General features: G+C 72.8%; 12 protein-coding genes. 5 read left to right on the forward strand and 7 right to left on the reverse strand.

Annotated features, from left to right (window positions below; genetic code table 11):
• Window positions 1-9: 9 nt before the first annotated feature.
• Window positions 10-972: a heme o synthase gene (locus FRCN3DRAFT_RS0236735; RefSeq protein WP_007514635.1), complete on the reverse strand. Its 963-nt coding sequence runs from the start codon at window positions 970-972 to the stop codon at window positions 10-12.
• Between the two features lie 560 nt (window positions 973-1,532).
• Between FRCN3DRAFT_RS0236735 and tal the strand changes: the two genes are divergently transcribed.
• The 5 genes from tal to FRCN3DRAFT_RS50260 all read left to right on the forward strand — a co-directional run bounded on the left by tal (window position 1,533) and on the right by FRCN3DRAFT_RS50260 (window position 7,166).
• Window positions 1,533-2,636, forward strand: a complete 1,104-nt coding sequence (gene tal / locus FRCN3DRAFT_RS0236740) for a transaldolase (RefSeq protein ID WP_007514634.1) — start codon at window positions 1,533-1,535, stop codon at window positions 2,634-2,636.
• A gap of 176 nt (window positions 2,637-2,812) precedes the next feature.
• On the forward strand, window positions 2,813-4,348 hold the full coding sequence (gene zwf, locus FRCN3DRAFT_RS0236745; RefSeq protein WP_007514632.1) for a glucose-6-phosphate dehydrogenase: 1,536 nt from the start codon (window positions 2,813-2,815) through the stop codon (window positions 4,346-4,348).
• Window positions 4,349-4,669: 321 nt separating this feature from the next.
• Entirely contained in the window at window positions 4,670-5,704 is a 1,035-nt protein-coding gene (locus tag FRCN3DRAFT_RS48030) for a glucose-6-phosphate dehydrogenase assembly protein OpcA (RefSeq protein ID WP_007514630.1), read from the forward strand.
• Window positions 5,704-6,474, forward strand: a complete 771-nt coding sequence (gene pgl, locus FRCN3DRAFT_RS0236755) for a 6-phosphogluconolactonase (RefSeq protein WP_007514628.1) — start codon at window positions 5,704-5,706, stop codon at window positions 6,472-6,474. Before FRCN3DRAFT_RS48030 ends, pgl begins: the two co-directional genes overlap by 1 nt.
• A gap of 95 nt (window positions 6,475-6,569) precedes the next feature.
• Window positions 6,570-7,166: a hypothetical protein gene (locus FRCN3DRAFT_RS50260; RefSeq protein WP_007514626.1), complete on the forward strand. Its 597-nt coding sequence runs from the start codon at window positions 6,570-6,572 to the stop codon at window positions 7,164-7,166.
• Window positions 7,167-7,190: 24 nt separating this feature from the next.
• On the opposite strand, the gene FRCN3DRAFT_RS0236765 is transcribed toward FRCN3DRAFT_RS50260, so the two are convergent.
• The 6 genes from FRCN3DRAFT_RS0236765 to FRCN3DRAFT_RS0236790 all read right to left on the reverse strand — a co-directional run bounded on the left by FRCN3DRAFT_RS0236765 (window position 7,191) and on the right by FRCN3DRAFT_RS0236790 (window position 14,159).
• On the reverse strand, window positions 7,191-9,194 hold the full coding sequence (locus FRCN3DRAFT_RS0236765) for a serine/threonine-protein kinase (RefSeq protein ID WP_007514624.1): 2,004 nt from the start codon (window positions 9,192-9,194) through the stop codon (window positions 7,191-7,193).
• A 156-nt stretch (window positions 9,195-9,350) separates the two neighbouring features.
• Window positions 9,351-9,695, reverse strand: coding sequence for an RNA polymerase-binding protein RbpA (locus FRCN3DRAFT_RS0236770; protein WP_007514622.1), 345 nt, complete (start codon window positions 9,693-9,695; stop codon window positions 9,351-9,353).
• 230 nt (window positions 9,696-9,925) lie between these two features.
• A complete protein-coding gene (locus tag FRCN3DRAFT_RS0236775; protein WP_007514620.1) occupies window positions 9,926-11,665 on the reverse strand; it encodes an ABC transporter substrate-binding protein in 1,740 nt (579 codons plus the stop codon).
• Between the two features lie 56 nt (window positions 11,666-11,721).
• On the reverse strand, window positions 11,722-11,952 hold the full coding sequence (gene secG, locus FRCN3DRAFT_RS0236780; protein ID WP_007514618.1) for a preprotein translocase subunit SecG: 231 nt from the start codon (window positions 11,950-11,952) through the stop codon (window positions 11,722-11,724).
• Entirely contained in the window at window positions 11,953-13,080 is a 1,128-nt protein-coding gene (locus FRCN3DRAFT_RS0236785) for an ABC transporter ATP-binding protein (RefSeq protein WP_007514616.1), read from the reverse strand.
• On the reverse strand, window positions 13,077-14,159 hold the full coding sequence (locus FRCN3DRAFT_RS0236790) for an ABC transporter ATP-binding protein (protein WP_007514614.1): 1,083 nt from the start codon (window positions 14,157-14,159) through the stop codon (window positions 13,077-13,079). The genes FRCN3DRAFT_RS0236785 and FRCN3DRAFT_RS0236790 overlap by 4 nt, the downstream gene beginning before the upstream one ends.
• Window positions 14,160-14,170: the final 11 nt, after the last annotated feature.

The following is a 14,170-nucleotide window of genomic DNA, read 5'->3' on the forward strand; positions in this document are numbered from 1 at the left end:
TCCCGCCGCCTAGACCAGCGGGCTGACGGCCACCGCGAGGAAGAGGATGGTCAGGTACGTGATGCTGTAGTGGAACAGGCGCATCGGGCGGGCGGGCTCGCCGCGGGCCACCCGGCGGACGAGCCGGTGGGCCTCCAGCAGGAACCAGGCGCCGACGACGACCGCGACGGCCAGGTAGACCAGCCCCGCGTCGGCGACCGGGTACAGCACGAGCGACGTCGCGACCATCACGTACGAGTAGATCAGGATCTTGCGGGCGACCTCGCGCAGCGGCGCCACGACCGGCAGCATCGGCACGCCGGCCGCCGCGTAGTCGTCCTTGAACTTGATGGCCAGCGCCCAGAAGTGCGGCGGCGTCCAGAAGAACACGACGCCGAACAGCACGACCGCGCCCCACCCGACCGTGCCGGTCACCGCGGACCAGCCGATGAGCACCGGGAAGCAGCCGGCCGCGCCGCCGATGACGATGTTCGACGGGGTCCGCCGCTTCAGCCCCAGCGTGTAGACGAACACGTAGAAGGCGATCGCGCCGTCGGCGAGCAGCGCCGACGGCCAGTTGACCAGCAGCCCGAACAGCAGCGTGGACACGACGCCGAGCACGATGCCGAACCACAGCGCCTCGACCGGGGTGACGGTCGCCCTGACCAGCGGGCGGCGCTTGGTCCGTGCCATGAGCTCGTCGATGTCGCGGTCGACGTAGCAGTTGATGGTGTTCGCGCTGCCGGCGGAGAGCGTGCCGGCCACCAGTGTCACCGCGATCAGCCACAGCGACGGCAGGCCACGGTCCGCGAGGATCATCACCGGGATCGTGGTGATGAGCAGCAGCTCGATGATGCGCGGCTTGGTGAGCGCGATGTACGCCCGCGCCTTGGCCAGAGCGAACGCAAGGCGGCCGGTCGCGCCGGCCGGTACCTGGGAGCCGGCGGTCGCCGTACCCGGTGCGGCGGTGACGGGCTCCGAAATGGTCGACATGTCGGCTACCTCGACGGCGTCCGCGATCGCCGGCGTCTGGGTGGAAGCTGTGGTCACGGTGCCCGTCTGGCCACCCGCGGCGGTTGCCCGATGGACGCCGGAACCGGCCACGCGCGGGCGCGGCACGGGCTGCCGGCGGCGCAGGGCTGCCAGGGTGGACAGAGCGACCTCGCGTTCTCACCCCAGGAGCGGGGCGGCACCGTTTGCGCCCGCCTGGGCGGGTCGAGTTCTACGTCGCGTCGGAGTCTAACCGCCCGCGGGACGCGCGGGCATGCCGGCCGGGCGGCCGACGTTCTCCGCAAGGCGAGCAACCGTTGCCCGAGCGGTGAGATCTCCAGCTGTTCATGTGGGCACCCTGTTCACGAGCGTGACCTCGGCGGGCACACTAGGCCACAGGAGGTCCGCGCACCCGGGCCCGAAACGGCTGGAGGACGTGGCCAGGGCCACGGGCCGGCCGTGGGGGCGACCGTCCAAACCGGCGGCGGTTGCGCGGATGAGCTATGCATCACCGGGTAGGGAGCCGCTGTGCACGGCGTCTCCGCTGAGAGGATCTACCGACCATGACCAACCCGCTCTCCGACCTCTCCGCCGCCGGAGTGGCGGTCTGGCTGGACGACATCAGCCGTGACCGGCTTCTCAGCGGCAACCTCGCCGACCTGGCCAGCACTCACAGCGTCGTCGGCGTCACCACTAACCCGAGCATCTTCCAAAAGGCGATCACGTCCAGCAAGGCGTATGCCGAGCAGCTGCACGACCTCGCCGTCCGCGGCGTCGACGTGGGCGAGGCCATTCGCCTCATCACCACCGCCGACGTGCGGTCCGCCTGCGACATCCTGCGTCCCGCCTACGACGCCAGCGGAGGCGTCGACGGGCGGGTGTCCATCGAGGTCGACCCGCGCCTGGCGCACCTGACCGAACGGACCCTGGCCGAGGCCCGTTCGCTGTGGTGGATGGTCGACCGGCCGAACCTGTTCATCAAGATCCCGGCCACCGTGGAGGGCCTGCCGGCGATCACGGCCACGCTGGCGGCCGGGATCAGTGTCAACGTCACACTGATCTTCGGGCTGGACCGCTACGACGCGGTGATGGACGCCTTCATGAGCGGCGTCGAGCAGGCGATCGCGAACGGTGTCGACGTCTCGGATCTGCAGTCGGTCGCCTCCTTCTTCGTCAGCCGCGTCGACTCCGAGGTCGACAAGCGGCTCGAGAAGATCGGCACCCCGGAGGCGAAGGCGCTGCGCGCCAAGGCGGCCATCGCCAATGCCCGGCTGGCCTACGAGCGCTACGAGAAGGCGTTCGGCACCGAGCGGTGGGCGGCGCTCGCCGCCGCCGGCGCGAGCCCACAGCGGCCGTTGTGGGCGTCGACATCGACGAAGGACCCCACGCTGCCGGACACCCTCTACGTGCGCGAGCTGATCGCGCCGGGGACCGTGAACACGATGCCGGAGGCGACGCTGCTGGCGTTCGGCGACCACGGCGACGTGCCCGGCGAGACGATCCGGCCGCTCTACGCCGACGCGCACGCGACGATGGCGGCCCTCGGAGGCGTCGGGGTCGACGTGGACGACGTGGTCGAGGTCCTCGAGCGGGAGGGCGTCTCCAAGTTCGAGGACTCCTGGAACCAGCTGCTCGACGCGGTCCGCGGGCAGCTCGAGGCGCACTGACCGGCCGCCGCCGGGCCGGCGAGGGCGACCCGCCGGCCCGGCCGGACCGGTCGAAGCACCCACGGCCGAAGCACACAGAGCCGAAGCACACAGCGTCAAAGCGCACAGAGCCGAAGCACACAGAGCCGCCAGACCCAGGCAACCTACTCAGCCAGCACAGACAGGGGGAATCGCAGGTGGCGCCCACGGCAGGTGGCAACCCGCTGCGCGATCCGCGAGACCGTCGGCTGCCCCGGCTTCCCGACGCCAGTGCCCTCGTGGTGTTCGGCGTCACCGGGGACCTCTCTCGCAAGAAGCTCATCCCGGCGGTGTACGACCTGGCCAACCGCGGCCTGCTGCCGCCCGGGTTCGTGCTGCTCGGCTTCGCCCGCCGGGACTGGGAGGGCCACGAGCCGTTCATCGAGTTCGCCAGGGAGTCCGCGGAGAAGGGCGCCCGCACGCCGTTCCGGGAGGAGACCTGGGACCGGCTGGCGTCGTCGATCAGGTTCGTGCGCGGCTCGTTCGACGACGACGCTGGCTTCGACCGGCTTGCCGAGGAGCTGAGAAGCCTCGAGAGCAGCCACGGCATCTTCGGCAACGCGGCGTTCTACCTGTCGATCCCGCCGTCGGCGTTCCCGGTGGTGCTCAAGCAGATGGAGCGCACCGGTCTGGCCGACGAGGCGAAGGCTGGCGGCTGGCGGCGCGTCGTGGTGGAGAAGCCGTTCGGGCACGACCTGAAGTCCGCCCGTGAGCTGAACTCGCTCGTCGACGAGGTCTTCGGCAAGGCCGACGTGTTCCGGATCGACCACTACCTGGGCAAGGAGACCGTCCAGAACCTGTTCGCGCTGCGGTTCGCGAACACGCTGTTCGAGCCGATCTGGAACTCCCAGTTCGTCGACTCGGTGCAGATCACGATGGCCGAGGACGTCGGCATCGGCACCCGCGCCGGCTTCTATGACGAGACCGGCGCCGCCCGCGACGTGCTGCAGAACCACCTGCTCCAGCTGCTGGCGCTCACCGCGATGGAGGAGCCGGTCAGCTTCGGCGCGGAGACGATCCGCACCGAGAAGATCAAGACTCTGCGCGCGGTGTCGCTGCCGACCGACCTGGCCCACTACGCGATCCGTGGCCAGTACGAGCAGGGCTGGCTCGCCGGCGAACGGGGGCGCAGCTACCTCGACGAGGAGAACATCCCGCCCACGTCGACGACCGAGACCTATGCGGCGGTGAAGCTGGGCATCGAGACCCGCCGCTGGGCCGGCGTCCCGTTCTACCTGCGCACCGGCAAGCGGCTGCCCCGCCGGGTCACCGAGATCGCGATCAGCTTCAAGCAGGCGCCGCACCTGCCCTTCGACGCGACCGACACCACCGAGCTCGGCCACAACCAGCTGGTCGTCCGGGTACAGCCGGACGAGGGCGTGACGCTGAAGTACGGCTCCAAGGTGCCGGGAACCGCGATGGAGGTCCGCGACGTCGCGATGGAGTTCCTGTTCGGCGAGGCGTTCACCGAGGCGCTGCCGGAGGCCTACGAGCGGCTGATCCTCGACGTCCTGCTCGGCGACGCGATGCTGTTCCCGGACAACGCCGAAGTCGAGGAGTCGTGGCGGATCATCGACCCGCTCGAGGAGTTCTGGTCCGGGACCAAGCCGTTCCCGTACCGGTCCGGCAGCTGGGGACCGGCCGCGGCCGACGAGATGCTCGCCCGCGACGGCCGCCGCTGGCGCCGGCCCTGACATGGTTCGCTCCGTCCGGGCTGTGTCTCTGGTTCGCTCCGTCCGGGCGCGGCGCTCCGGCCCCGTACTCGCTTCGCTCCCACGGGACCTCCGCGCCGCGTCCTCCTCCGCGAACGGGCGCTCCGGCGACCTCCGCTGCGGCCCAACCCCATCGCTTCGCTCGGGGCCGGGCCTCCGCGGAGGCACGCCTACGCGCCAGCTCGGTCGCGTCTCGTGTGAACGGAACAATCACCATGAACTCTGCGGGGGCACATCGCTGAGCTCGTGGCCGCGCCTCCGCGTGCACCGTCAGCCCGCCCTCCTCGTCACAAGGAGCTCACTGTGACCACTCTCTGGGATACGACCGGGTCGGCGGTGGTCAAGGCGCTGTCGGCGGAGCGGCGGGCGGCGGGGGCGCTCGCCTTCGGGCTCGCGCTCACGCTCGTCGTGGTCGTCGACGAGAAGAACGTCGCGGCCGCCGAGAGCGCGGCCACGGCCGCCGCGGCCGCGCACCCGTGCCGGCTGCTGATCGTGGTGCGCCGCCAGATCGACGCGCCGCACCCGCGGCTGGACGCCGAGGTCTCGATCGGCGGGGGGCTCGGCCCCGGCGAGGCGATCGTGATGCGGATGTACGGCCGGCTGGCGCTGCACGCCGAGTCGGTGGTGCTGCCGCTGCTGGCCTCTGACGCGCCGGTGGTCACCTGGTGGCAGGACGAGCCGCCGACGCGGATCGCGTTCGACCCGCTCGGGGTGTTCGCCGACCGGCGGGTGACCGACTGCGACCGGGCGCCCGACCCGCTGGCCGCGCTGCGGCTGCGCGCGGCCGACTTCGAGCCGGGCGACACCGATCTCGCCTGGACGAGGATCTCCGGCTGGCGCACGCTGCTCGCCGCCGCGTTCGACGGACGCTCCGACCGTCCGCGCTCGGCCCACATCGACGCCGAACCGACCGACCCGAGCGCCCAGCTGTTCGCCGGGTGGCTGCGGGCGAAGCTCGGGGTGCCGGTCGACGTGGCGGGCACCGGGAAGCGCGGGATCCAGGCCGTCCGGGTGGCCGTCGACGACGGTGAGGTCGCGGTGGCCCGCGCCGACACCCGCTCGGGCACCATCACCAGGCCCGGGGTGCCGGCGCGCCGGCTGCCGCTGCGCCAGCTCGACGTCGGCGACCTGCTCGCCGAGGAGCTGCGCCGCCTCGACCACGACGTCATCTACGCGGAGGCGCTGTCCGCCTGGAGCGGCATCCCCGATCTGGCCAGGCGCTCGGGACACCGCGAGCACATCTGGCAGGACCCGATGGAGTCACCGCCCGCCGTCGCGGCGGCGGCGGCACCCGCGGCCGGAGCCGACAGCGGGCCGGTGGCGGGAGGCGGCAGCTGATGGAGCTGATCGTGCACCCGGACGCCGGCCTGCTCGCGAAGGCCGCGGCCGCCCGGCTCATCACCGCGCTCGTCGACGCGCAGTCTCAGCGCGGCGAGGCCTCGATGGTGCTGACCGGCGGTGGCATCGGCATCGCGCTGCTGCGCGCCGTCCGCACGAGTCCGGCGCTGGACGCGGTCAACTGGTCGAAGGTGGACGTCTGGTGGGGAGACGAGCGGTTCGTGCCCGCCGACTCCCGGGACCGCAACTCCAGCCAGGCCCGCGAGGCGCTGCTCGACCATGTGCCCGTCGACGAGAAGCGGGTGTTCGAGGCGGGTGCCCTCGCCCCGGCGGGCGGGTCCGTGGGCGTGGCTGGTGGCTACGCGAAGCCAGAGCAGGCCGCCGCCGACTACGCGGCGGCGCTCGCCGCCCGCGCGCCGGCGGGCACGGCCGTGCCGGCGTTCGACGTGCTGCTGCTCGGCATCGGCCCCGAGGGCCACGTCGCGTCGATCTTCCCGCACTCCCCCGCCGCGGCCGCGACGGAGCCGGTCGTCGCCGTCCGCGACTGCCCCAAGCCACCGCCCAACCGGGTCTCGTTCACCTTCTCGACCATCCAGGCCGCCAGGCAGGTGTGGGTGATCGCCGCCGGCGAGGAGAAGGCGGACGCCGTGGCCACGGCCGTCACGGGCGCCGATCCGCTGGACCTGCCCGCGGCCGGCGCTCGTGGCCTGGAACGCACCCTCTGGCTCGTCGACCGCGCGGCCGCCTCCCGTTCCAGCCTGAGCACCTGAGGCCGGTTCTCGCCGGCGCGGCGCCGATGGCGTCGAGTCCCCGTGACGGTGAAATCCCGTTGCGGGCCCTAGGGGTGTGACCCAGACTTGATCTCGTGTTGGTGACCTTCTCGCCTGACGAGACGCGCAGCGGTGGGTCGGTCGCATCGATCATCCGGCCAGACGGGGTGGTCCTGCGGCTCACGTCCTACGACCGGAAGTACTCCGTGCCGCACGACCTGGCGCATTTCGTCGCCGAACGCGAGTTCCGCATGGCCCGGGGCTTCTGGGGCAGCGTCGCGTCCGGGGTCATGTTCGCCAGCATGCGAGTGGTTGCCGGTCGTCCTCGTCATGACGCGGAGCGGCGGTCCCGGGCGATCCTCGCCGCGAACCAGCGGCACCTCATGCTGGCCGAGGTGGTGGCCGGCGTCGTGCACCGGGCGGTCGACGAGGTGGACCAGGGCGTCGAGGCCGCGCTGACCGCCGCCTGGGGCAGCGTCGGTACCGGCGCGCCGCCGTTCGACCCGGCCGGCGGGCCGGCGGCCGCGCGGCGGCTGCGGGAGCTGCGCGACCAGTGGCGGGAGCTCCCGCCGGGCGGCGAGCTGGCGTTGACGTGGGATGTCCCGGCCCAGGCGGCTCCCGGTGTTCCTCAGTCCCGGCACCGCGCCGCCGTCCGCGCGGACGGTGGCCGCCGGGGCGGCGGCCACCGCTGACACCACCGAGCCTCCGGATCCGCGCTATCCCCGGGTAAGCGTGGCCAGGCCGGCGGAGGTGACGACCGTGGGGTCGTAGTAATAGCCGAGCGTCCCGTCACCGTTCAGGGTGAGCCTGACTCGGAAGACGCCGATGCAGACCATGTTGTTCTGCGTCAGGATCTCCTGGACGTCCATCTGGGCCACGCCCGCCTCCCGCAGCACGAGGTCCGCGACACAGCCCTCGGACGACCGCGACGTGCCGACGGTCTGGCCGATGACACCGCCCCGCAGGTCCAGCGTCACCTCGAAACGGATCGGGGGCAGGGTGAAGGTCGAACCGTCCGGCGCCACGCCGGACGTGTCCACGCCCTGGGTGACGGTGCCGTGCCAGCGGCCGAGCATGCCCACCGGCACGACGCCAGCGCCGTTGGCGCCGCCGGTTGCGGCAATGCCCCCGCTGCCACCGGTGCCGGCGGTCGCCGCGGCTCCCGTACCGGCCGCGGTGGCGCCGGCTGGGCCCGACGCCGCCGCGGACGTCACGCCGCCGGAGGGCGCCGTCCCGGCCCGCGTGGACGAGGGCGGCGAAGGGCCGGTTCCGCCACGCGCCGCCCCGATTCCCCAGGCGGCCAGCCCCAGAAGCAGGAGAACGGCGACCACCGCGGCCACGCCGGGCGGCACGGGCAGCGGCAACGGGCGGTGAAGGCCCGCACGGCCGCCGCCGCCGCCGTCTTCGCCAGGCCCACCGGCCGCCGGGTCCAGCTGGCCCAACGGCACTGGTGCGGCACTCGACGCCCCCGGCCGCCCCAACCGCGGAGGCGTCGTCGTCGGCGGCTCGGGTGCGGGCGGCTTGGATCCGGGCGGCTCGGGCGCCCGCCCGTGGGGAGACCGCTCTGCCAGCGGACCGTCGGGTAGCGGCGGCCGGTCGGGCGGCGACGCGTGGAGAACCGGTACGCCCGCCGGAGGGGAGATGGGTCCTGGTCCATCGGGAGACGGCGGGAGCTGCGCCGCAGGCCTGGCGTCGTTGGTGAGGAGGCGCAGGGCGCGGGTAAGCAGGGCGGCGGCGCCGTCGGCGCGCAGCCGAGCCCCGGGGTCCTTGGTGAGCAGACCGGCGATCACCGGGGCGAGCGGGCCGACGTCGCGGGCCGGCTCCGGCTGGTGGTTCAGGACGGCGTGCAGCGAGGCGAGCAGGGAGTCCCGATGAAACGGGGCCAGGCCGTCCGCCGCGTAGAACAGGGTCGCGCCGAGGGCGAACAGGTCGGCGGTGAGCGTCGCCGGGCCGCCGCGCAGCCGCTCGGGCGCCATGTAGGCGGGCGTGCCGCTGGGCAGGCCGGCGCCGACGGGCTGGTGGGTCAGGGTCGGGTCTGCGGCCGAGGCCGCGATCCCGAAGTCGGTGAGCAGCACCCGGCCGTCGTGCGCGAGCAGGATGTTGGACGGTTTGACGTCGCGGTGGACCACGCCGAGCCGCTGCCCGGCGACGAGCGCGTCCAGCACGGCGAGCCCGATCCGCGCGACCTCGGCGAGGGGGCACGGCCCGTCCCGCGCGACCGCCTCCTGCAGCGAGCGGGCGGCGACGGCCTCCATGACGATCCACGGCGCGCCGTCGTCGACGACGGCGTCGTGGACGGTGACCACGTGCGGGTTCGCCCGCAGCTGGGCGGCGCTGCGGGCCTCCTGCAACGCCTGCGCCACCCAGGTGGCGGTCGAGGCCACCCAGCCGTCCGCGCTCCCGCCGTCCGCGCCCTGCGCGCCGTTCCCGCCGGCGCCGTCGTGGGCGCCCCCGCCAGGCCCACCGGCGCCACCAGCCACGCCGGGGCCGGCGAACGCGAACGGCGGCCGGATCTCCTTGACCGCGACGTCCACATGCAGCAGCTCGTCACGCGCGAGCCACACGGCCCCCATCGCGCCGACGCCGATGAGATCCGCCAGCCGGTACCGCCCGGCGATCAGCCGCCCGATGGCCCCCGTCGGCCCGGCCGGCAGAGCGACCTCCGCCGGCCCGACGGGCTCGACAGGCTCGACGTGCCCGGCAGTGGCCTCGGTCCCCATCCGCCCGCCGATCCGCTCGCACGCAACGCACGGGCCGTGGCCCAGGTTGAGCGAAGCGTAACGGGTCAGACTGGCCGGTTCCGGAACAACGCCAAATCCTGGCGTCGGCGGCGGCGGGTGCCCGGCGCCGGCGCCGGCGTCACTCCAGGGGAGCGGTCAGGACGAGGTGGGGGACCCCCGAAGCTTGGCGAGGGCCTCCGCGAGGATCGCCTCCCCGTCCTTCTCGTTACGCCGTTCCCGGACGTAGGCGAGATGGGTCTTGTACGGCTCGATCTTGGGCGGCGCGGGGGTGTTGTCCCGGTCACGACCCGCCGGGTAGCCGCAGCTCGGGCAGTCCCACTGGTCTGGGATCGCGGCTTCCGCGGCGAACGACGGCCGCGTCTCGTGCTGGTTCGCGCACCAGAAGGACACCCGCTGCCGAGCGGCCGTCTCTCCCCGCTCGGCCTCTCCCATCGGTCCCGCCCCGACCCGGCTCCCCCGGATGGCGTTGCCACCTGCCACGGCCCGCGTACTCCTTCTCCTCAGTTCCAGCCAGGTCAGCGCCGGCAAGGTCAGCCAGCGCCAGCCAGGCCGCTTTCGGCGCCAGCCAACGAGCCGGCGCCAGCCACATCAGACCTCGGACCAGGTATAACCCGGTTCGCTCTGGGGCGAGTGTAGGACGCGGGTGCCACCACGTGACGCACCGGGGGATTCCAGACCCCATGGGCCGTCCGCGGACGCCCGGGAAGCCGCTATGCCGGCCCCAGGGAGACGCCGGCCGGGTCGCCGGTGCCGAGCGACGGGACCGGGGTGAACGCCAGCACCGAGGAGCTGTGGAACCGCGGCTCGGCGACCACGGCGAGCGGGATGACGGCGACGTCGCGCAGCACCGTCGCCTCCAGGTCCGCCCACGCCCCGGCGCGCAGCGTCTCGGTCGTGGCGCGCAGGGCCACACCCATCGTCGCGACGACGTCCCTGGTGTCGTAGCCGCCGTCCACGGCTCGCTGGCCGACCCAGTTCGGGTCGAGCAACGGCTGGAACACGGTTCGCCCCGCGTCCCCGAACCACAGCGGGGTGATGGTCGTCAGTGCCAGGTCCCAGCTCTGCGCCAGCGGGCTGACCGCCGCCGTCGCGAAGTCCGCCGCCGAGCGCGCCTGGACGTCCAGCTTCACGCCCACCTTCGCGAACGTCTCGACCAGGGCCGAGGCGACGACCGCGTCGGGCCGGCTGTCGGAGGTGAGCAACGTCAGCGTGCTCACCGGCCCGCCCGGAGCGTTCGCGAGCCCCTGCCCGCACCGGGTGGCGTCGCCGGCGCCGGACGGGGTCGGGAACGGGTCCAGCGGGCTGTAGCCGGTCATCGTCGACTGCAGCAGCTGCGTCGCGGCCGTGGCGAACGGCGGACCGCCGAGCGCCTTGACGACCGCGATCCGGTCGATGCACGTCGCGAGCGTCTCCCGGACGGCCAGGTCGTCGAGGGCCGCGGCCGCGGGCCCGTGCTGGGCGACTGCGAGCAACATGGTCGATCCGGTGGTCGGTACCGACAGCCGCGGGTCACCCGCCGCCAGCAGGGCCGCGGCGCGGTCCAGCGGGACGGCGGCGTCCAGGGCCATGTCCGCCTTGCCCGCCTCGATCTCCGCCTGCGCGGTCGCCGCGTCCACCCCGGTGCGGATCTCGATGTGGTCCGGCAGGGCTCGGCGGACGAAGTCGATCGAGGCGTTCCACTCCGGGTTGCGGGACAGCAGGTACGTGCCGCTGGTCCTGGAGGTGATCCGGTACGGCCCGTCGGAGACCAGGTTCGCCAGGTAGTCGGGCGAGTTCGGCAGGTAGTCCAGCGCCTCGTAGGGCACCGGTGCCGACGCCGGCAGCGCGAGCACGTCGACGAAGTCGTTGACGGGCTCCGTCAGGTGGAACGCGATGTCGGTGTCGTTGATCACCTGGATGCCGGCGGGTGACTGGGTCTCGATGAAGTCCCTGACCTGGTCGATCGGCTTCGTGAACAGCGCGGTGCAGTAGTCGTTGAACCCGACGACGGTCGCCGAGAAGTAGCCGCGCAGCGGCGACGGGGTCGGCGGCGCGCACAGCCGCTTGATCCCACGGGCGACGTCGGACGCGGTGATCCGGCGCGGAACCGGGGTGTCCCAGCGGGCCGACGAACGCAGCCGCACCCGGATCACCTGGCGGTTGTCGCTGACCTGCGGCGCACCGGCGGCGAGGTCCGGGCGTGGGACGACGGAGTTGTCGACGTCCGAGTCGGCGGGGTAGGCGTACAGCGTGCGGCTCACCAGCCGGGTGAAAACCCGGTCGGCGGTCGTGGCGGCCCAGCCGGGGTCGCCGGTGGGCATGGCGGACGTCACCAGGCGCAGGGTGCCGCCTGGTTTGTCGGTCGGCTGGGCGGCGGTGGACGGGCTCACCGAGGCCGTCGGAACGGGGCCGTTCGACGAGCCGCCGCAGCCCGCGAGCACGGCGGCGACGGCGAGTAACGCCGCAAGCACGGGGACAGGGTGAAGGGCCGACCGGCGCCTCGCGCGGCCGGCGGCGCGGCGCGGGCTCAACTCTTCAGCAGCAGGCCGAGCCCGATGATCGCGATGATCCATATCGTCCCGACGGCGATCGTCAGCCGGTCGAGGTTCTTCTCGACCACCGACGAGCCGCCGAGCGACGACGAGACACCACCGCCGAACAGCGTCGACAGGCCGCCGCCCTTCGCCCGGTGCAGCAGCACCAGCATCACGAGGATGACACTCGTGATGATCACGACGATGGACAGCCCGATTGCCATCTAGACCAGCTCCCGCTCCTCGGGGAAGTGGCAGGCGACCTGGTGGCCCGGCTGGATCTCCACCAGAGGTGGCTCCACGGTCCTGCACACCTCCTCGGCCTTCCAGCAACGTGGGTTGAACCGGCACGCGGCGGGCGGGTTGAGCGGGGTTGGTGGGTCGCCCCGCAGCAGGATCCGCTCCCGCCGGTGTTGCTTCGCCGGGTCCGGCACCGGGACGGCCGACAGGAGGGCGTGGGTGTACGGGTGCAACGGATGCTCGTACATACCGACCCGATCGGCCATCTCGACGATCGTGCCAAGGTACATCACGGCGACCCGGTCACTGATGTGGCGCACCACCGAGAGGTCGTGGGCGATGAACATGTACGTCAGCCCGAGCTCGGACTGCAGGTCACCGAGCAGGTTGACGACCTGGGCGCGCACCGAGACGTCGAGCGCGGAGACCGGCTCGTCGGCGATCACGAGCTTGGGATTGGTCGCGAGCGCCCTGGCGATGCCGATGCGCTGGCGTTGGCCACCGGAGAACTCGTGCGGGTAGCGGTTGAGGTGCTCGGGAGAAAGGCCGACGAGCTCGAGCAGTTCCCGGACGCGAGCCCTGAGGGCATCCCCCGACAGGTCACCGATGATCTTCAGCGGCGCGGCGACGATCGACCCGACGGTGTGCCGCGGGTTCAGCGACGTGTACGGGTCCTGGAAGATCATCTGAATGTCCCGCCGCAGCGGCCGCATCGCGCGGGCGGACAGGTGGGTGATGTCCCGCCCGTCGAACTCGACCGTGCCGCCGGTCGGCTCCAGCAGCCGGGCGATCGCCCGGCCGGTGGTGCTCTTGCCGCTGCCGCTCTCTCCCACCAGCCCCAGCGTCTCGCCGCGGTGGATCGCGAAGTTCAGCCCGTCGACGGCGCGCACCGCGCCGATCTTGCGCGCGATCAGCGCGCCCTGGGTGACCGGGAAGTGCACCTGCAGGTCGGTGACCCGCAGCAGTGCTTCCGCCTCGGGCGTCTCGGCCGGCCGGCCGGGCTTGGTCAGCACGGCCGGCTGGCCGGGCTCCGGCTTCGACGTGGACGGAGCGTCCGCCCCGGTCTCAGCCGCTCCCGCGGCGCCGGGCTTCGTCACCTCGTGGCTGTTCACAGGCTCGGTGCCACCTCCTCACGGAAGATCCGGACACGGGCTTCGACCGGCAGGTGACAGGCCACCCGGTGGCCGGGCGCGACCGTCTCCAGCGTAGGCCGCTCGGTGCGCGTCGCCGGGCCGGCGAGGTTGGCGTACTGGCAGCGAGGGTGGAACGGGCAGCCGTCCGGCACGGCGATGAGGCTCGGCGGGTTGCCCGGCACGGCGCGCAGCCTCTCGGCGCGGGTCCGGTCGAGCCGGGTGATCGACGAGAGCAGGCCCCAGGTGTAGGGGTGCTGCGGCGCGCTGAAGATCTCCTGGACCGATCCATGCTCGACGGCGTTGCCGGCGTACATCACCAGCACCTCGTCGGCGATCTCGGCGACCACGCCGAGGTCGTGGGTGATGATGACGATCGCCGAGTTGAACTCCTTCTGCAGGTCGTTCAGCAGGTCGAGGATCTGGGCCTGGACCGTGACGTCGAGCGCCGTCGTCGGCTCGTCCGCGATGAGCAGCGAGGGGTCACAGGACAGCGCCATCGCGATCATGGCTCGCTGGCGCATGCCGCCGGAGAACTCGTGTGGGTAGCTGTCGACCCGGCGGGCCGCGGACGGGATGCCGACCCGGTCCAGCAGCTCGATCGCCCGCTTCTTCGCCACCTTCTTGGACACGTCGTGGTGCACCCGGTAGGCCTCGATGATCTGGTCACCGATCTTGAAGTACGGGTGCATGGCCGACAGCGGATCCTGAAAGATCATGGCCATCTCCCGGCCACGCAGCGAGCGGACCCGCTCCGGCGACGAGGTGACGAGGTTCTCGCCGCCAACCCAGATCTCGCCGTCCACCGTGGTACGCCGGCCGCGCTGCAGGCCCATGACGGCGAGGCTCGCCGCGCTCTTGCCCGAGCCGGACTCGCCGACGATGCCGAGGGTCCTGCCGCGCTCGAGGCTGAACGACAGCCCGTTGACGGCGCGCACGTCGCCGTCGTCCGTGCGAAACGTCACCCGCAGGTCGCGCACGTCGAGATACGGCCGGTCCCCCTTCACGAGAGCGGCGCCCGCGGCGCCCGCGGCATCCGATGACTCGGGCCGCGTGGTCATCGCTGCCTCCT

It is taken from the genome of Pseudofrankia saprophytica, assembly GCF_000235425.2.
Lineage (GTDB): Bacteria > Actinomycetota > Actinomycetes > Frankiales > Frankiaceae > Pseudofrankia > Pseudofrankia saprophytica.

Bases quoted from the DNA above. Each gene is read 5' to 3' on its own strand.
- FRCN3DRAFT_RS0236735 (WP_007514635.1), bottom strand. From the start codon at position 972: ATGTCGACCATTTCGGAGCCCGTCACCGCCGCACCGGGTACGGCGACC.
- tal (WP_007514634.1), top strand. From the start codon at position 1,533: ATGACCAACCCGCTCTCCGACCTCTCCGCCGCCGGAGTGGCGGTCTGG.
- pgl (WP_007514628.1), top strand. From the start codon at position 5,704: ATGGAGCTGATCGTGCACCCGGACGCCGGCCTGCTCGCGAAGGCCGCG.
- FRCN3DRAFT_RS0236765 (WP_007514624.1), bottom strand. From the start codon at position 9,194: ATGGGGACCGAGGCCACTGCCGGGCACGTCGAGCCTGTCGAGCCCGTC.
- secG (WP_007514618.1), bottom strand. From the start codon at position 11,952: ATGGCAATCGGGCTGTCCATCGTCGTGATCATCACGAGTGTCATCCTC.
- FRCN3DRAFT_RS0236790 (WP_007514614.1), bottom strand. From the start codon at position 14,159: ATGACCACGCGGCCCGAGTCATCGGATGCCGCGGGCGCCGCGGGCGCC.